Here is a 14495-nt window from a genome sequence, read left to right as displayed (position 1 = left end):
ATCCCGATGCTTGCATCCGCCGCTGACAGCGCTCCGTGCCGACCGTCGCGGGCCGGCCCGAGGGAACGCCGCAGCCCCCGCCCGGTCGGGGGCGGGGGCTGCGGCGGGTGGTGCGTGGGGGGCGGTGCGGGTCAGGCCGCGACCGCGACCGGCTCGGTGGCCGGGGCGGGCTCGTCCAGCGGGGAGGCCGAGGCGGAGGCGTAGGCCTCCTTGTCCAGGATCCCCTCGCGGGCCGCGACGATGACCGGGACCAGGGCCTGGCCGGCCACGTTGGTGGCGGTGCGCATCATGTCCAGGATCGGGTCGATCGCCAGCAGCAGGCCGACGCCCGCGAGCGGCAGGCCCAGCGTGGACAGGGTCAGCGTCAGCATGACGGTGGCACCCGTCAGACCGGCCGTGGCGGCGGAGCCGATGACCGAGACGAAGACGATGAGCAGGTACTCCTTGATACCGAGCTGCACGTCGAAGATCTGCGCGATGAAGATGGCGGCGAGGGCCGGGTAGATCGCGGCGCAGCCGTCCATCTTGGTGGTGGCGCCGAACGGGACGGCGAAGGAGGCGTACTCCTTCGGGACGCCGAGGCGCTCGGTGACCTTCTGGGTGACCGGCATGGTGCCGACCGAGGAGCGGGAGACGAAGGCCAGCTGGATGGCGGGCCAGGCGCCCTTGAAGAACTGGAGCGGGCTGACCTTGGCGACCGTCGCGAGCAGCAGCGGGTAGACGCCGAACATCACGAGGGCGCAGCCGATGTAGATGTCGGCGGTGAAGGTCGCGTACTTGCCGATCAGGTCCCAGCCGTACGTGGCGATCGCGGTGCCGATGAGGCCGACGGTGCCGATCGGGGCGAGGCGGATGACCCACCACAGGGCCTTCTGGAGCAGTTCCAGGGCGGATTCGGCGAGGTCGAGGACCGGCTTGGCCTTGCCGCCCAGCTGGAGGGCGGCGATGCCGGCGACGACGGCCAGGAAGACGATCTGAAGGACCTTCAGCTCGGTGAACGGCGTGACGATGTCCGTCGGCACGATCCCGGTGAGGAAGTCGATCCAGGAGCCGGTCTTCTTCGGGTCCTTGCCGTCGGCGGCGGTGAGGCCGGTGCCGGAACCGGGGTCGGTCAGCAGGCCGATGGCGATGCCGATGCCGACCGCGATCAGCGAGGTGATCATGAACCAGAGGAGGGTGCGGGAGGCGAGGCGCGCCGCGTTGTTCACCTTCCGCAGGTTGGTGATCGACACCAGGATCGCGAAGAAGACGAGCGGGGCGATGGCCAGCTTCAGCAGCTGGACGAAGAGGTCGCCGGTCTTCTCCAGCGTGGTGGCGAGCCAGCTGACGTCGTAGCTGCGGGCTATCCAGCCGAAGAGGACACCGAGGGCGAGACCGGCGACGATCTGGGCCCAGAAGGGGAACTTGAACGAGGCCTTGGCAGGGGCCTGGGGGGTCGCGGACACGGACACTCTCCGGAGGTGGCGCACGAAGACAGGGGGGAAGTACTGCGGTGGTGAAGCGGTGCGGCAGCAGCCAGAAGGGCCGGCCGGGACGGCTGCTGTATCGATTCAGCTCAACAGCAACAGGCCGCGGACGCGCGGCGGCAGAGGTCGACGTGCAGGCGCGTCACGAGCGGAAGGCCCGTGATCAGGGGGTGCGCAACTGTGGTCAACATGTTGAACACGCTAACACTTCCACTTTGGGAATCTCAAAGGGGCGCTTTGAGACAACGGCGCACGAGGCCCTCTTGCGCACCCCCGGAAAACACCACCGCCCCAGCGTTACGGGCGGTATACCCGGTGCTGGGGCGGTTCGATGTGTGATGAAGCCAACTGCGGTGTTACGAGGTGGCGCGCGCCGCGTCGTCCGCCTGGTCCTCCTGGCTGCGGTTCGCGGCGAGCCGCTCCTTCGCACCCGCGACGCGCCCGGAGATCTGCGTGGACATCTCGTCGCGCTGCTTGCGCAGAAGGACGAAGGAGAGCGGGGCGGAGATCACGATGGCGAGCAGTACGACCCAGGCGGCGTTGGCGTCACCGAGCCCTGCGGGCACCCAGCCGAGCCGGACGAGGCCCGCGACGGCGACGAGGCAGCCGACGAAGATGCCCAGGCGCATCGCGGTGTAGCGGATCGTTGCGCTCGTCCTGGTTGCGCTCGTCCTGAGGGACACGGTGACCCCTTCTCTCTCGTCGTGGTCCGGTGGCTGGTGCCCGTCCAGTGAAGCACGCCGGAACCCGCCCCCCGCCCTCCGGGGTCCGGCGGCGGACCCGGCCGCACGTCAGTGCAGTGGCAGCAGCATCGTGATGTCGTCGCGGTCGTCGCCCGGGGCCACCCGCACGGCGCCGGGGACGCGGCCGACCTCCTTGTATCCGCAGGAGGCGTAGAAGTGCTCCAGGCCGAGGCCGCCGCGGCAGCCGAGGCGGATCGCGTCGACGCCCTCGATGGAGCGGGCCGCGGCTTCGGTCGCGGCCATCAGCTCGCGCCCGTACCCCTTGCCCTGGTGCCGCGGATGGACCATCACGGTGTAGGCCCACAGCCAGTGGAGCTGGAGCCGGTGCGTGTTGTGGACGAGGAAGGCGGTCGCGGCGACCGCCCCGCCCGCGTCGCGCGCGACGAGCAGGCGGCGGCTTCCGTCGGCGACGCCGGCGAGGTGCTCGTCGAGCGAGGGGCGGATGTCGTCGAGGGTGACCGGGGGCACGAAGCCCACGGCGCCGCCCGCGTTGGAGACGTCGGCCCACAGCGCCACGATTCCCTCACGCAGGGAGGGGTCGACGACCGGGTCCAGGGTGAACGTAAGGGTCATCCATCAAGATTATCCATTACCTCGGCGAGTCGTCCAGAAAAGCGGAACCCCGGCCCGCGGGCCGGGGTCCACCTCACCTGGAACGGGTCGGACGAGGCGTCAGACGCGCATCGCCTGCGGGGTCTCGCGCAGGCTCGCGTCCGGACCGGGGTACTCGCGGATGATCTCGTAGCGCGTGTTGCGCTCGACCGGGCGGAAGCCCGCTTCCCGGATCAGGTCCAGGAGATCGTCACGGCCCAGCTTGTTGGGGGTGCCGTAGTTGTCCGCGTCGTGCGTGATCTTGTACTCGACGACCGAGCCGTCCATGTCGTCCGCGCCGTGCTGCAGCGCGAGCTGGGCGGTCTGCACGCCGTGCATCACCCAGAAGACCTTGACGTGCGGCACGTTGTCGAAGAGCAGTCGCGAGACGGCGAAGGTCTTCAGCGCCTCGGCGCCGGTGGCCATCGTCGTGCGCGCCTGGAGCTTGTTGCGCACCTTGCCGTCCTGCATGTCCACGAAGTCGTGCTGGTAGCGAAGCGGGATGAAGACCTGGAAGCCGCCGGTCTCGTCCTGGAGCTCGCGCAGCCGCAGCACGTGGTCCACGCGGTGGCGCGGCTCCTCGATGTGCCCGTACAGCATGGTCGAGGGGGTCTTGAGACCCTTCTCGTGCGCGAGCCGGTGGATGCGCGACCAGTCCTCCCAGTGGGTGCGGTGGTCGACGATGTGCTGGCGGACCTCCCAGTCGAAGATCTCCGCGCCACCGCCGGTGAGCGACTCCAGGCCGGCCTCGATCAGCTCGTCGAGGATGTCGGAGGCCGACATCCCCGAGATCGTCTCGAAGTGGTGGATCTCGGTCGCCGTGAACGCCTTCAGCGAGACGTTCGGCAGCGCCTTCTTCAGCTCGGAGAGCGAGCGCGGGTAGTAGCGCCACGGCAGGTTCGGGTGCAGGCCGTTGACGATGTGCAGCTCGGTGAGGTTGTCGTTCTCCATGGCCTTGGCCAGGCGCACGGCCTCCTCGATGCGCATCGTGTACGCGTCCTTCTCGCCCGGCTTGCGCTGGAACGAGCAGTACGCGCACGAGGCGGTGCACACGTTCGTCATGTTCAGGTGCCGGTTGACGTTGAAGTGGACGACGTCACCGTTCTTGCGCGTGCGCACCTCGTGGGCGAGGCCACCGAGCCAGGCCAGGTCGTCCGACTCGTAGAGGGCGATTCCGTCCTCACGGGTCAGCCGCTCGCCGGAGCGGACCTTCTCCTCCAGCTCACGCTTGAGCCCAGCGTCCATGTGCCGGTCGCCTCCTCTAGATGCCTCTGCCTGTCCTGCGAACCCTGGCCAACCGTACTCTCAGGCTTCCTCGGGAAGTTCCCCGACCCGGTTCTCCCACTTGGTGGAGAGCACGATGGTGGTCCGGGTGCGCGATACGCCCTTGGTGCCGGAGAGCTTGCGGATGATCTTCTCCAGGCCGTCCACGTCGCTGGCGCGCACCTTCAGCATGAAGGAGTCGTCGCCCGCGATGAACCAGCAGTCCTCGATCTCCGCGAGGTCGCGCAGCCGCCGGGCCACGTCCTCGTGGTCCGCGGCGTCCGAGAGCGAGATGCCGATCAGCGCCGTGACGCCGAGGCCGAGCGAGGCGGAGTCGACCGTCGCGCGGTAGCCGGTGATGACGCCGGCCGTCTCCAGCCGGTTGATGCGGTCGGTGACGCTGGGGCCGGAGAGGCCCACGAGACGGCCCAGCTCCGCGTACGAGGCACGGCCGTTTTCCCGGAGTGCCTGGATGAGCTGCCTGTCCACCGTGTCCATTACGTGGAGCCTTCCATTATTCGGCGATCCTGCAAGTCTAGGTATAGAATCTAAGGCACACAGGGTCAACACCCTGTGAAATCTTTCAACTGATCAATGACGATCTTCAGGAGTGGTTCACCGTGTTCACGATCGAGATGGCCTACGCACACATGCGGGAGCTCCAGGAGCTGGCCAACCGATCCCGTGCCCACCAGCCCGCCGCCGCCTACCGCGTCGACAAGGTCCGCAAGCCGCTCGGCCGCAAGAAGAAGGCCTAGTCACCGGCGCTTGCCTCCCGGGGAGTACGGGAGCCTCCGAGCTCCCCCTCCCAGCGGCGGTACAGCTGGTGCGGCACCCCTGCCGCGTCCAGCACCCGCCCCGCGACGAAGTCCACCAGATCCTGGATGTGCGTCGCACCCGCATAGAACGCCGGAGAGGCGGGCAGCACGACCGCGCCCGCCTCGTCCAGCGCCACCAGGTGGCGCAGCGTCTGCCCGTTCAGCGGGGTCTCCCGCACCGCGACCACCAGCCGGCGCCGTTCCTTGAGCGTCACGCTCGCCACGCGCTGGAGCAGGTCCTTCGACAGTCCGAGCGCCACCCCCGCCACACAGGCCGTGGACGCCGGGACGACGAGCATCCCCTTGACCGGGTACGAGCCCGAACTCGGGCCCGCCGCCAGGTCCCCCGCACCCCAGTACCGGACGCCGTCCAGTTCCGGCCGCGCGAAGGTCCCCGGCTTCCCGTCGGCTCCGCGCTCCAGCCACTCCCCCAGGTCCTCGCGCCAGTGCGCGTCGCGGAAGGCGATCCCGGTCTCGTCCAGCAGGGTGAGGCGCGAGGCGCGGCTCACCACCAGATCGACACTCTCCCCCGCGGCCAGCAGCCCGCGGAGCACCGCCGCCGCGTACGGCGTCCCGGACGCCCCGGAAACCCCGACCACCCACGGGGTGCGATTGCGCTCAGTCATACCTCCGAGACTATCCGGCCATGCCCTGCGGGCACTCAGTAAGGTGACCGCACGTTCCCGTGAGGGGAGCCACGAAGGGGGCGAAGATGAGCACGACGGTGGATACCGGCTGGACGCAGACCGACCGGGCGAAGGCGGCCGCCAAGCTGATGCTGGGCTGGGTGGCCCTGCTGTGGGTCCTGGAGGCCGTCGACCACGCCACCGGCCACGCCCTCGACGCGTACGGGGTCTTCCCCCGCGACCCCGACCGGCTGGTCGGCATCGTCGCCCACCCCTTCCTGCACTTCGGCTTCGGCCACGTCGCGTCCAACAGCCTGCCGCTGCTCGTCCTCGGCTTCATCGCCGCCCTCAGCGGCATCCGCCGCTTCCTGGCCGTGAGCGCCCTGAACATAGCCGCGGTCGGGATCGGTTCCTGGCTGATCGCCCCGCCGCACACCGTCGGGGCCGGCGCCTCGGGCCTGGTCTTCGGCCTCTTCGGCTACGTGGTCGTCCGCGGCTTCGTCGAGCGCAAGCCGCTGAACGCGGCGGTGGGCCTGGTCATCGGCGGTCTCTGGGGCAGCACGGCCCTCCTGGGCATCCTCCCCACGGACACCGGCATCGGCTGGTACGCCCACCTCATCGGCCTCGTCGCGGGCGTCGTCACCGCCCTCTACTACCGCCGCCCGGCCCGTCGGCAGCCCGTTCTCACCGGCTGACGGCGGAGGGGTCCACGGGCAGGGCTGAGGTGTCGACCGTCCTTGACCTCGTAGTCGTTCTGCACGCCGCTGGGGGAGACGACCTCCACGGCCCTCCACGGCCTGCCTGTTCACGCACGTGATGGCGGACCGGACGCTACCTACACGGTCAGGCCGCGGACCACCAGATCGGCCAGGGCGCACACGAACAGGGCGATGCCGATGAAGCCGTTGACCGTGAAGAAGGCCCGGTTCAGGCGGGACAGGTCGTGCGGCTTGACGATCGTGTGCTCGTAGAGGAAGGCGGCGACGACGACCGCCAGACCCGTCCAGAACAGCACGCCCGCGCCGGTGGCCAGCGCGTACCAGGCCAGCAGGGCCGTGGTCACGGCGTGCGCGCCGCGCGCGCCCCAGAGGGCGGCCGGGACGCCGAAGCGGGCCGGGACGGACTTGACGCCCTCCGCACGGTCGGCGGCCACGTCCTGGCAGGCGAAGATCAGGTCGAAGCCGCCGATCCACACGCCCACCGCCAGGCCCAGGACGACCGCGTCCCAGGACCATTCGCCGGTGACCGCGAGCCAGGCCCCGACCGGGCCCATGGCCTGGGCCAGCCCGAGGATGGCGTGCGGGAAGTTCGTGAACCGCTTGCCGTAGGGATAGACCACCATCGGGATCACGGCGACCGGCGCGAGCGCCAGGCACAGCGGGTTCAGCAGCGCCGCCGAGCCGAGGAAGACCAGGAGCGCGATCCCGGCCCCGGTCCAGGCCGCACGGACCGACACCGCGCCGGTGACCAGCTCGCGGCCGGCCGTGCGCGGGTTACGGGCGTCGATCTCGCGGTCGATGATCCGGTTGGCGGCCATCGCGAAGGTCCGCAGCCCCACCATGCAGATGGTGACGAGCAGCAGGACGCCCCAGTGGACGCGCCGGTCGAGCTGGAACATGGCGGTGAACGCCGCGATGTAGGCGAAGGGCAGGGCGAAGACCGAGTGCTCGATGAGTACGAGTCTCAGGAACGCCTTGACCTTGCCGGTCGGCTGCGGCGCCGGGTCCCGCCCGATCAACTCGTCGGCGGTCGTCATCATGCGAGGGTTCTCCGGAAGTCTTCGAGGTCGGCCAGCAGCTGCGCCGCCGGGAGCGCACCGAGTTCCAGGGTCCGGGGGCCGGCCGCGCCGTCCTCCTCGTCCTCGGGCGGGGTGACCCGGGCGGTGACCACCCAGTCGCCGCCCGACGGGCGGGCTTCGAGACGCAGGAAGTTGCCGGCCTCGACGGTGAACGGCTCGGCCGCGGACAGGGCCTGCTGCAGCTGCTCGGCGAAGGCGTCCGCCTCCACGTCCCGCGCGCCGGGCAGTTCGAAGCCGTCGCCCTCGCCGTCCACGTCGTACATCAGCGCCCAGACGTCGCCGGTGCCCGCGAACTCCTCCGGGCTCACGCCCGCGTCGCGGGCGGCGATCAGCACGCCGGGCTGGGTCGGGTCGATCTCCGGGCGCATCAGGGCCACGTAGGTCTCGGAGGTGCCGATGAGGAGTTCCGGGCCGTCGACGGCGATCGGGCTCACAGGCCGTACTCCTTCCAGCGGCGGTCCACCAGGGCGGCGGTGTCCGGGTCGGACTCGACCATGTCGGGCCAGCCGCCGTCGCGGGTGTAGCCCTCCTCGGGCAGCTTCTTGGTGGCGTCGATGCCGGCCTTGCCGCCCCAGAACTGCTGGTACGAGGCGTGGTCCAGATGGTCCACCGGTCCCTCGACGACGGTGAGGTCGCGGGAGTAGTCGGTGTTGCCGAGGGCCCGCCAGGAGACCTCGTGCAGGTCGTGGACGTCGCAGTCCTTGTCGACCACGATGATCAGCTTGGTCAGCGACATCATGTGCGCGCCCCAGATGGCGTGCATGACCTTCTGGGCGTGCTTGGGGTACTTCTTGTCGATCGAGACGATCGCGCAGTTGTGGAAGCCGCCCGACTCCGGGAGGTGGTAGTCCACGATGTCCGGCACGATGATCTTGAGCAGGGGCAGGAAGAACCGCTCCGTCGCGCGGCCGAGCGGGCCGTCCTCGGTCGGGGGACGGCCGACGACGATCGACTGGATGAGCGGACGCCTGCGCATCGTCACGCAGTCGATCTTCAGGGCCGGGAAGGGCTCCTGCGGGGTGTAGAAGCCGGTGTGGTCGCCGAAGGGACCCTCCGGGAGCATCTCGCCGGGCTCCAGCCAGCCCTCGATCACGACTTCCGCGTTGGCCGGGACCTGGAGCGGGACCGTCTTGCAGTCGACCATCTCGATCCGCTTGCCCGCGACGAAGCCGGCGAAGAGGTACTCGTCGATGTCGCCCGGCAGCGGCGCGGTGGACGCGTAGGTCACCGCAGGCGGGCAGCCGAAGGCGATCGCGACCGGAAGCCGCTCGCCCTTCGCCGCGGCGACGGCGTAGTGGTTGCGGCTGTCCTTGTGGATCTGCCAGTGCATGCCGATGGTGCGCTTGTCGTGGCGCTGGAGCCGGTAGAGGCCGAGGTTGCGCACGCCGGTCTCGGGGTGCTTGGTGTGGGTCAGGCCGAGGTTGAAGAAGTCGCCGCCGTCCTTGGGCCACGTGAAGAGGGCCGGGAGCTGGTCGAGGTCCACGTCGTCGCCGGTGAGGACGACCTCCTGGACGGGCGCGGCGTCGCCCTTCACCTTCTTCGGCGGCACGTGCACCATCGAGCCGAGCTTGCCGAAGGCCTCGCGGACCCCGATGAAGCCCTGCGGGAGTTCCGGCTTGAGCAGGCCGCCGATCTTCTCGCTGATCTCGCCGTACGACTTGAGGCCGAGGGCCTTCAGCAGGCGGCGGTCGGTGCCGAAGACGTTCATGGCCAGCGGCATCGCCGAGCCCTTGACGTTCTCGAAGAGGAGCGCCGGACCCCCCGCCTTGTTCACTCTGTCGACGATCTCCCCGACCTCCAGGTACGGGTCGACTTCGGCCTTGATGCGCTTGAGGTCGCCCTCTCGCTCCAGAGCCCGGAGCAGCGAGCGGAGATCGTCGTAAGCCATAGGGGTCAGTATCCGTCACCAACTACCCTGGAGGCGTCACCGGGGCCCTGACGCGGGCCCCCCGTCACTTGACTGGGAGTCGGTCCCACACCGTGCTGCGCTATCTGCCGTTCCTGCTGATCCTCGCGCTGACCATCTACGCCTTCATCGACTGCCTGAACACCCCGGAGCCGGAGGTCAAGCACCTCCCCAAGGTGGTCTGGGTGATCATCATCCTGCTCTTCTCCATCGTGGGGCCGGTCGTGTGGCTGTTCGCGGGCAAGGAACGGGCGGCCGCGGGCGGGGGCCGGGCGCGCCGGACGCAGTGGGTGGCGCCCGACGACAACCCGGAGTTCCTGAAGTCGCTGCGCGACGAGCAGGAGAAGAAGAAGGACAAGGACCAGGACTGAGGGGTCCCGCGGACGGCGGGGCGGTGCTCGTGCTCAGCCGACGAAGAAGTACCAAAGGCCCTGCCGTGAGTCCTTGGTGCCCGTGCCCCCACCGTGGCCGCCCAGGCCGAACGGGCTGACCGGGTTGCTGGGGCGCGGCCCGGGCCGCAGGTCCCCGATGTCCGCGTACGGCGGACCCACCCAGCCGGTGCTGGGGTGCGGCCCCGGCTCGGGGCCGTAGAGGTCCCGGATGTCGGCGAACGGCGCGTACTGCCCCGGTGGGGCGCTCGGGCTCGGTCGCGGGGCGGGGGCCGGTCCCGGCGTGTCGGCGAAGGCGCCGGACGAGAGCGAGACCCCTCCCACGGCCAGGGCCGACACGGTGGCGAGGGCGATCCACCCGGTGCGGGTGCGGGTGCGGGTGCGGGACATGGTGGTGCTCCTTCCTGGGGCGGGCGGCTCCGCCGGGCGGGCCGTGCCTCCATTGCGCGCCGGCGGCCGCCTGCGGTCACGTCCCTGATTCCCGCGACTTGACGACGGCCGCCCTAGCGCGCCCACGGCAGTACGCGGGTGCCCTCCTCCCCCGGGACCGAGACCACGCCGTCCGCGCGCATCACGACGCAGGCCTCGAAGGTCTCGGCGGAGTGGATGCGGCGCAGCGCGTCCGGGGGCAGGACGAGGGTCTGGCCGGCGGTGACCTTCTCGGTGCGGCCGGCGCAGGTGACCTCCAGGGAGCCGGCGGTCAGGGTCCACACCTGCTCGCGGCTGACGGAGTGCTCGGGGCCGGTGGCTCCGGCGGGCATGACCACGTGCCAGCTGCTGAGCTCGGAGCTGCCGCGGCTGGGGGCGGCGAAGCCGGTCATGGTGGCGTTGGGGGTGGTGGTGACGTTCTCGGGGGATGCGCTGATCACGTGCAAGGCGGGTCCTCGTCTTCTCGCGGCATGTGAGTAAAGCTGCTTTACTCCGACTGAGTAAAGCAGCTTGACTCGACCGTGTCACCATATTTGCGTGACGAGAGACGAGAACGAGGGCGTCGAGCTGCTGTTCCTGCTCGGCCTGGGCTTCCAGACACTGCTGGGGGAGTTCACCCGGCGCGTCGCCGAGGCCGGATACCCGGACCTGCGGCCGGTGCACGGCATGGCCTTCCAGGCCCTCCAGCGCGACGGCGCCACCGCCACCGAGCTCGCCGAGCGGCTCGGAGTGACCAAACAGGCCGCCGGACAGATCGTCGACGACCTGGAGAAGCGCGGCTACGTCCGCCGCGAGCCGCACCCCGAGGGGGGCCGCCGCAAGCTGGTGGTCCTGACCCGGGCGGCCCGCGACCACCTCGCCGTCGCGGGCCGGATCCTGCACGAGCTGGAGGCCGAACTGGGCCGCGGCACCGACCTCACCGCCCTGCGCGAGGGGCTCGGCGAGGTCGTGCGCACCTTCCACGGGGAGGGCGGACTGCCGCCGCTGCGCCCGGTGTGGTGACGGGCCTCAGGCGCGGGCGAGGGAGGCGTAGGCCTCGCGCAGGGTCGCCCAGCGGATGTCCGTCCAGGTGGACCAGTCCGCCGGCCGCCCGGCCAGGGCGGAGTCCAGCAGCTCGAAGTGCTCGTGCCAGCCGGCCAGGCAGTCCAGGCGCTCGTCCTCGCTGCCGCCCCGCTCGTTCACGAACCGGATCACGGTCGAATCGGTCCCGACCGGCTCCAGGTGGAAGCGGATCCGCCCGTGCTCGGTGACCGTGTACTCGGCGACCCGCTCCACGTCCCAGGCGGTGACCCGCCCGGTCACCACGGTCCCGGTGTTCAGCCAGCGCAGCGTGACCGCCCCGCCGAGCCTGCGCTCCAGGACGTCCGCCGCCGCCAGCCAGCCGCTCAGCCCTTCCGGCGTGGTCAGGGCCGGCCACAGGGACGCGTAGGCGTGCGGCAGGTGCAGCTCGAAACGGAGCAGCCAGCGGTCCTCGCCGCGCTGCTCGCTGGTGGCATGACTCACGAGAGACATGCCACCAGCGTCCCACTCCTGCCGGTCAGACGCCCGCGTACGAGTGCTTGCCGCTGAGCAGGATGTTCACGCCGTAGTAGTTCCAGATCCAGCAGGCGAAGGCGAAGAGCGCCAGGTAGGCGGCCTTGCGGCCCTTCCAGCCGGCGGTGGCGCGGGCGTGCAGGTAGCAGGCGTAGGCCACCCAGGTGACGAAGGACCAGACCTCCTTGGGGTCCCAGCCCCAGTAGCGGCCCCAGGCGTCGCCGGCCCAGATCGCGCCCGCGATGATCGTGAAGGTCCACAGCGGGAAGACGGCCGCGTTGATGCGGTACGAGAACTTGTCGAGGGAGGCCGCCGAGGGCAGCCGCTCCAGGACCGAGGTGCGGAACCTGCCCGGCGTGCGGCCGGCCTCCAGCTGGCTCTCGTAGGAGTCCCGGAAGAGGTAGAGGACCGCGCCCGCGGCGCCGATGTAGAAGACGGCGCCGCAGAAGATCGCGGTGGAGACGTGGATCCACAGCCAGTACGAGTGCAGGGCCGGGACCAACTGGTCGCTGTCGGTGTAGAGCCAGGTGACGGCGATGCCGAGGTCCAGCAGGACCGTGGTGACCAGGATCAGGCCGAGCCAGCGGACGTTCTTCTTCAGGGCGAGCAGCACCAGGTACGCGCCGACGGCCACCGTGGAGAAGGTGATCGAGAACTCGTACATGTTGCCCCAGGGGGCCCGCTGCACCGACAGGGCGCGGGCGACCACCCCGGCCGCCTCGACGAGGAAGGCGAGCGCGGTCAGCGAGACCGCGATCCGCCCGTACAGGTCGCCCTGCACGGTGCCGCCGGCGGCGCCGGGGCCGTCCGGGACGTCGCGGGTGCCGGCGGCGGAGCGGGTGGTGACCTTGGGCTGGTCGAGGACGGCGGTGGCGCCGGCCTTGCCGCGGACCTGCACGGCGGGGGCCTTCGCCGCCGCTCCTGCCGCCGCGGCCGCTCCGGCTCCCTTGGCGCCGGTCAGCGCGGCGGCCGTACGGCCCACCTTGCTGCGGCTGCCGAAGGTCCACTCGGCGATGTGCGCGAAGAAGGCGAGCATGTAGACCGCCATCGACGAATAGATCAGATAGTTGCTGATCTCAGCCAGGTTCTCGTTGGCTGCGGCTGCGAGCGGCGTCATCCGCGCTCTCCTTCAGGGGTTTCTTCAACAGGATCAGACGCCGTGGGCGCCTGCTGGTGCAGCTGGGCGGCGAGCTCCGCCAGCTCCTGCGGGAGCCTGGTGGACTCGCTGCGGCCCAGGCCCGCCATCTCGACGACGGTCACGCCGTCCTTGCCGGTCACCGCGCGGACCCAGACCCGGCGGCGCTGGATGAACAGCGATCCGGCCAGGCCCGCGATGGCGGCGATCGCACCCGCGAGGGCGAGGCCGCTGCCGGGCTGGTGGGTGACGGAGAAGGTGGCCCACCGTTCGATGCCCTCGAACTTCACGGTGCCCGCGCCACCGGGCAGGGTCATCGTGTCTCCGGGCGCCAGCTTCTGCTTGAACTGCGCGCCCGACTCGTCCTTGAAGGGCTCCATCTTGGTGGTGGTGAGCCGGTAGACGTTCTGCGGCAGACCCGAGTCCACGCCGAGGCTGCCGTGCCAGGCGTTGAGCATCAGCTGCGGGTTCAGGAGGGCGGGGAACTGGGAGAACATCGTGCCCTTGCCCTCACCGGCGAAGCTCGGCACGAAGACGGCGTTGAAGCCGAGCTGCTCCTTCTTGCCGTCCTTGTCCTTGTAGCCGTCGGTGACCTTGACGGCTCCGGTGGAGGTGAGATTGGCGTCCTGAGGCAGCATCGGCACGGCGTCCTTGAAGATCACCTTGCCGGTGGGGTCGGTCACCGAGATGATCGGCGCGTAGCCGTGGCCGAGCAGGTAGACCTTGGAGCCGTCGACCTCCAGGGGCTTGTTGACCTGGATCTCGCGCTTCTGCGGAGCGCCGTGGGCGCCGTCCGAGAAGGTGACGTACGCCTTGAAGTCGCGCGGGGTGCCCCGCTGCGGGCCGGTCATCTCGTACGAGGCGTCGAAGCGGTCCAGCGTGAAGCTGAACGGCGGCAGGTCGTCCGGGTCGAAGAGGGTGCCGGACTTGAAGTCGTCGTACTGGGTGAGCGTGTTCGAGAAGCCGGTGCCGCGCAGGACCAGCTTGCCGCCCTCGGACTTGAAGTACTGGCCCCAGGCGAAGGCCACCAGCATCACGATCAGCGCGACGTGGAAGATCAGGTTCCCGGCCTCGCGGAGGTAGCCCTTCTCCGCGGCGACGTGGCCCTCGCCCGCCTCGGTGCGGAAGCGGCTGTCGCGCAGCACCGTGCGCGCGTACGAGAGGACCTCGTCCGGGGTCTTCCCGGTGCGCCAGGTGGTGTGGGCGGGCAGCCTGTCCAGGCGCCGGGGGGCGGCCGGCGGGCGGCCGCGGAGCTGGCCGACGAACTGCCAGGAGCGCGGCACGATGCAGCCGATGAGCGAGATGAACAGCAGCAGGTAGATCGCGGAGAACCACACCGAGCTGTAGACGTCGAAGAGCTGGAGCTTCTCCGCGACGCCCACCCAGGAGGGGTTGTCCCGCTTCCACTCGGCGACCTTCATCGCGTCGACGTTGGTCTGCGGGACGAGGGAGCCGGGGATGGCGCCCAGGGACAGCAGGAAGAGCAGGATCAGCGCCACCCGCATGGACGTGAGCTGCCGCCAGAACCAGCGGGCCCAGCCGATCACGCCGATGCCGACGGCCGGCCCGGCGGGGCCGTCCTCCAGCGGGGCGGTGGAGAGCTGGGCACCGGCCGCGGCGTCGGCGGAGTCCGCCGCGGCGGACGGGTGCAAGGCCTCGTCGGGCGTCTCAGTGGTCGCTTTGTCTGTCGTACTCATGTGCCTTCAGTCCTCAGATCCCCACCGTGAAGCCTTGGGTCCCGCTCTGTGTCGCTGCCGATGCTGTCCCACGAACCTGTGATGCGGAACGTCCGCACCGC

General features: G+C 70.3%; 18 protein-coding genes. 4 read left to right on the top strand and 14 right to left on the bottom strand.

The genetic code is table 11. The features are described from left to right. Positions 1 to 131: 131 nt before the first annotated feature. The 5 genes from ACXNSR_RS22505 to ACXNSR_RS22485 all read right to left on the bottom strand — a co-directional run bounded on the left by ACXNSR_RS22505 (position 132) and on the right by ACXNSR_RS22485 (position 4561). Positions 132 to 1451: a dicarboxylate/amino acid:cation symporter gene (locus ACXNSR_RS22505; protein WP_458637324.1), complete on the bottom strand. Its 1320-nt coding sequence runs from the start codon at positions 1449 to 1451 to the stop codon at positions 132 to 134. Between the two features lie 371 nt (positions 1452 to 1822). Next, positions 1823 to 2095 carry a DUF4229 domain-containing protein gene (locus tag ACXNSR_RS22500; protein WP_458643364.1) on the bottom strand — a complete coding sequence of 91 codons (273 nt, stop codon included), beginning with the start codon at positions 2093 to 2095 and terminating at the stop codon, positions 1823 to 1825. A gap of 162 nt (positions 2096 to 2257) precedes the next feature. Continuing rightward, complete coding sequence (locus ACXNSR_RS22495; RefSeq protein ID WP_458637323.1) at positions 2258 to 2782, bottom strand: N-acetyltransferase family protein; 525 nt, start codon at positions 2780 to 2782, stop codon at positions 2258 to 2260. Positions 2783 to 2881: 99 nt separating this feature from the next. Then, a complete protein-coding gene (gene mqnE / locus ACXNSR_RS22490) occupies positions 2882 to 4045 on the bottom strand; it encodes an aminofutalosine synthase MqnE (RefSeq protein ID WP_030009229.1) in 1164 nt (387 codons plus the stop codon). A gap of 60 nt (positions 4046 to 4105) precedes the next feature. Next, a complete protein-coding gene (locus ACXNSR_RS22485; RefSeq protein WP_328789285.1) occupies positions 4106 to 4561 on the bottom strand; it encodes an Lrp/AsnC family transcriptional regulator in 456 nt (151 codons plus the stop codon). A 122-nt stretch (positions 4562 to 4683) separates the two neighbouring features. Between ACXNSR_RS22485 and ACXNSR_RS22480 the strand changes: the two genes are divergently transcribed. Continuing rightward, positions 4684 to 4821, top strand: coding sequence for a hypothetical protein (locus tag ACXNSR_RS22480; RefSeq protein ID WP_327740403.1), 138 nt, complete (start codon positions 4684 to 4686; stop codon positions 4819 to 4821). On the opposite strand, the gene ACXNSR_RS22475 is transcribed toward ACXNSR_RS22480, so the two are convergent. After that, on the bottom strand, positions 4818 to 5507 hold the full coding sequence (locus ACXNSR_RS22475) for a UbiX family flavin prenyltransferase (RefSeq protein WP_458637322.1): 690 nt from the start codon (positions 5505 to 5507) through the stop codon (positions 4818 to 4820). The genes ACXNSR_RS22480 and ACXNSR_RS22475 overlap by 4 nt on opposite strands. Positions 5508 to 5593: 86 nt before the next feature. On the opposite strand from ACXNSR_RS22475, the gene ACXNSR_RS22470 reads away from it, so the two are divergent. Then, positions 5594 to 6202 carry a rhomboid family intramembrane serine protease gene (locus ACXNSR_RS22470; RefSeq protein ID WP_458637321.1) on the top strand — a complete coding sequence of 203 codons (609 nt, stop codon included), beginning with the start codon at positions 5594 to 5596 and terminating at the stop codon, positions 6200 to 6202. A 140-nt stretch (positions 6203 to 6342) separates the two neighbouring features. On the opposite strand, the gene mqnP is transcribed toward ACXNSR_RS22470, so the two are convergent. The 3 genes from mqnP to ACXNSR_RS22455 are packed head-to-tail and all read right to left on the bottom strand — an operon-like array spanning position 6343 to position 9193. Beyond that, entirely contained in the window at positions 6343 to 7266 is a 924-nt protein-coding gene (gene mqnP / locus ACXNSR_RS22465; protein WP_458637320.1) for a menaquinone biosynthesis prenyltransferase MqnP, read from the bottom strand. Next, complete coding sequence (locus ACXNSR_RS22460; RefSeq protein ID WP_458637319.1) at positions 7263 to 7739, bottom strand: hypothetical protein; 477 nt, start codon at positions 7737 to 7739, stop codon at positions 7263 to 7265. The genes mqnP and ACXNSR_RS22460 overlap by 4 nt, the downstream gene beginning before the upstream one ends. Then, positions 7736 to 9193, bottom strand: coding sequence for a menaquinone biosynthesis decarboxylase (locus tag ACXNSR_RS22455; RefSeq protein ID WP_458637318.1), 1458 nt, complete (start codon positions 9191 to 9193; stop codon positions 7736 to 7738). Before ACXNSR_RS22455 ends, ACXNSR_RS22460 begins: the two co-directional genes overlap by 4 nt. A 92-nt stretch (positions 9194 to 9285) precedes the next feature. Here ACXNSR_RS22455 and ACXNSR_RS22450 point away from each other — a divergent pair, with 92 nt between their 5' ends. Then, positions 9286 to 9582 (top strand): PLD nuclease N-terminal domain-containing protein, encoded by a 297-nt coding sequence (locus tag ACXNSR_RS22450; protein WP_458637317.1) that lies wholly within the window; start codon positions 9286 to 9288, stop codon positions 9580 to 9582. Positions 9583 to 9615: 33 nt separating this feature from the next. Here the strand turns inward: ACXNSR_RS22450 and ACXNSR_RS22445 are convergent, their stop codons facing one another. Together ACXNSR_RS22445 and ACXNSR_RS22440 are read right to left on the bottom strand one after the other, a co-directional pair. Next, the gene (locus tag ACXNSR_RS22445; RefSeq protein WP_458637316.1) at positions 9616 to 9990 is read right to left on the bottom strand and encodes a hypothetical protein; all 375 of its coding nucleotides are present in this window, start codon (positions 9988 to 9990) and stop codon (positions 9616 to 9618) included. 113 nt (positions 9991 to 10103) lie between these two features. Then, positions 10104 to 10469 (bottom strand): cupin domain-containing protein, encoded by a 366-nt coding sequence (locus tag ACXNSR_RS22440; RefSeq protein ID WP_458637315.1) that lies wholly within the window; start codon positions 10467 to 10469, stop codon positions 10104 to 10106. Positions 10470 to 10566: 97 nt separating this feature from the next. Between ACXNSR_RS22440 and ACXNSR_RS22435 the strand changes: the two genes are divergently transcribed. Beyond that, complete coding sequence (locus ACXNSR_RS22435) at positions 10567 to 11031, top strand: MarR family winged helix-turn-helix transcriptional regulator (protein WP_458637314.1); 465 nt, start codon at positions 10567 to 10569, stop codon at positions 11029 to 11031. Between the two features lie 6 nt (positions 11032 to 11037). On the opposite strand, the gene ACXNSR_RS22430 is transcribed toward ACXNSR_RS22435, so the two are convergent. The 3 genes from ACXNSR_RS22430 to resB are packed head-to-tail and all read right to left on the bottom strand — an operon-like array spanning position 11038 to position 14394. After that, on the bottom strand, positions 11038 to 11541 hold the full coding sequence (locus tag ACXNSR_RS22430) for an SRPBCC domain-containing protein (protein WP_458637313.1): 504 nt from the start codon (positions 11539 to 11541) through the stop codon (positions 11038 to 11040). Between the two features lie 25 nt (positions 11542 to 11566). Then, positions 11567 to 12679, bottom strand: coding sequence for a c-type cytochrome biogenesis protein CcsB (gene ccsB, locus ACXNSR_RS22425; RefSeq protein WP_458637312.1), 1113 nt, complete (start codon positions 12677 to 12679; stop codon positions 11567 to 11569). Next, the gene (gene resB / locus ACXNSR_RS22420; RefSeq protein WP_458637311.1) at positions 12676 to 14394 is read right to left on the bottom strand and encodes a cytochrome c biogenesis protein ResB; all 1719 of its coding nucleotides are present in this window, start codon (positions 14392 to 14394) and stop codon (positions 12676 to 12678) included. The genes ccsB and resB overlap by 4 nt, the downstream gene beginning before the upstream one ends. Positions 14395 to 14495 lie beyond the last annotated feature (101 nt).

The sequence above is a fragment of the Streptomyces sp. NC-S4 genome (assembly GCF_054353315.1).
This window is presented reverse-complemented; position numbering and strand designations above follow the sequence as displayed.

Coding starts and splice junctions, on each gene's coding strand:
- ACXNSR_RS22500 (WP_458643364.1), bottom strand. CDS start 2,095: ATGCGCCTGGGCATCTTCGTCGGCTGCCTCGTCGCCGTCGCGGGCCTC.
- ACXNSR_RS22495 (WP_458637323.1), bottom strand. CDS start 2,782: ATGACCCTTACGTTCACCCTGGACCCGGTCGTCGACCCCTCCCTGCGT.
- mqnE (WP_030009229.1), bottom strand. CDS start 4,045: ATGGACGCTGGGCTCAAGCGTGAGCTGGAGGAGAAGGTCCGCTCCGGC.
- ACXNSR_RS22485 (WP_328789285.1), bottom strand. CDS start 4,561: ATGGACACGGTGGACAGGCAGCTCATCCAGGCACTCCGGGAAAACGGC.
- ACXNSR_RS22475 (WP_458637322.1), bottom strand. CDS start 5,507: ATGACTGAGCGCAATCGCACCCCGTGGGTGGTCGGGGTTTCCGGGGCG.
- ACXNSR_RS22470 (WP_458637321.1), top strand. CDS start 5,594: ATGAGCACGACGGTGGATACCGGCTGGACGCAGACCGACCGGGCGAAG.
- mqnP (WP_458637320.1), bottom strand. CDS start 7,266: ATGATGACGACCGCCGACGAGTTGATCGGGCGGGACCCGGCGCCGCAG.
- ACXNSR_RS22455 (WP_458637318.1), bottom strand. CDS start 9,193: ATGGCTTACGACGATCTCCGCTCGCTGCTCCGGGCTCTGGAGCGAGAG.
- ACXNSR_RS22445 (WP_458637316.1), bottom strand. CDS start 9,990: ATGTCCCGCACCCGCACCCGCACCCGCACCGGGTGGATCGCCCTCGCC.
- ACXNSR_RS22430 (WP_458637313.1), bottom strand. CDS start 11,541: ATGTCTCTCGTGAGTCATGCCACCAGCGAGCAGCGCGGCGAGGACCGC.
- ccsB (WP_458637312.1), bottom strand. CDS start 12,679: ATGACGCCGCTCGCAGCCGCAGCCAACGAGAACCTGGCTGAGATCAGC.
- resB (WP_458637311.1), bottom strand. CDS start 14,394: ATGAGTACGACAGACAAAGCGACCACTGAGACGCCCGACGAGGCCTTG.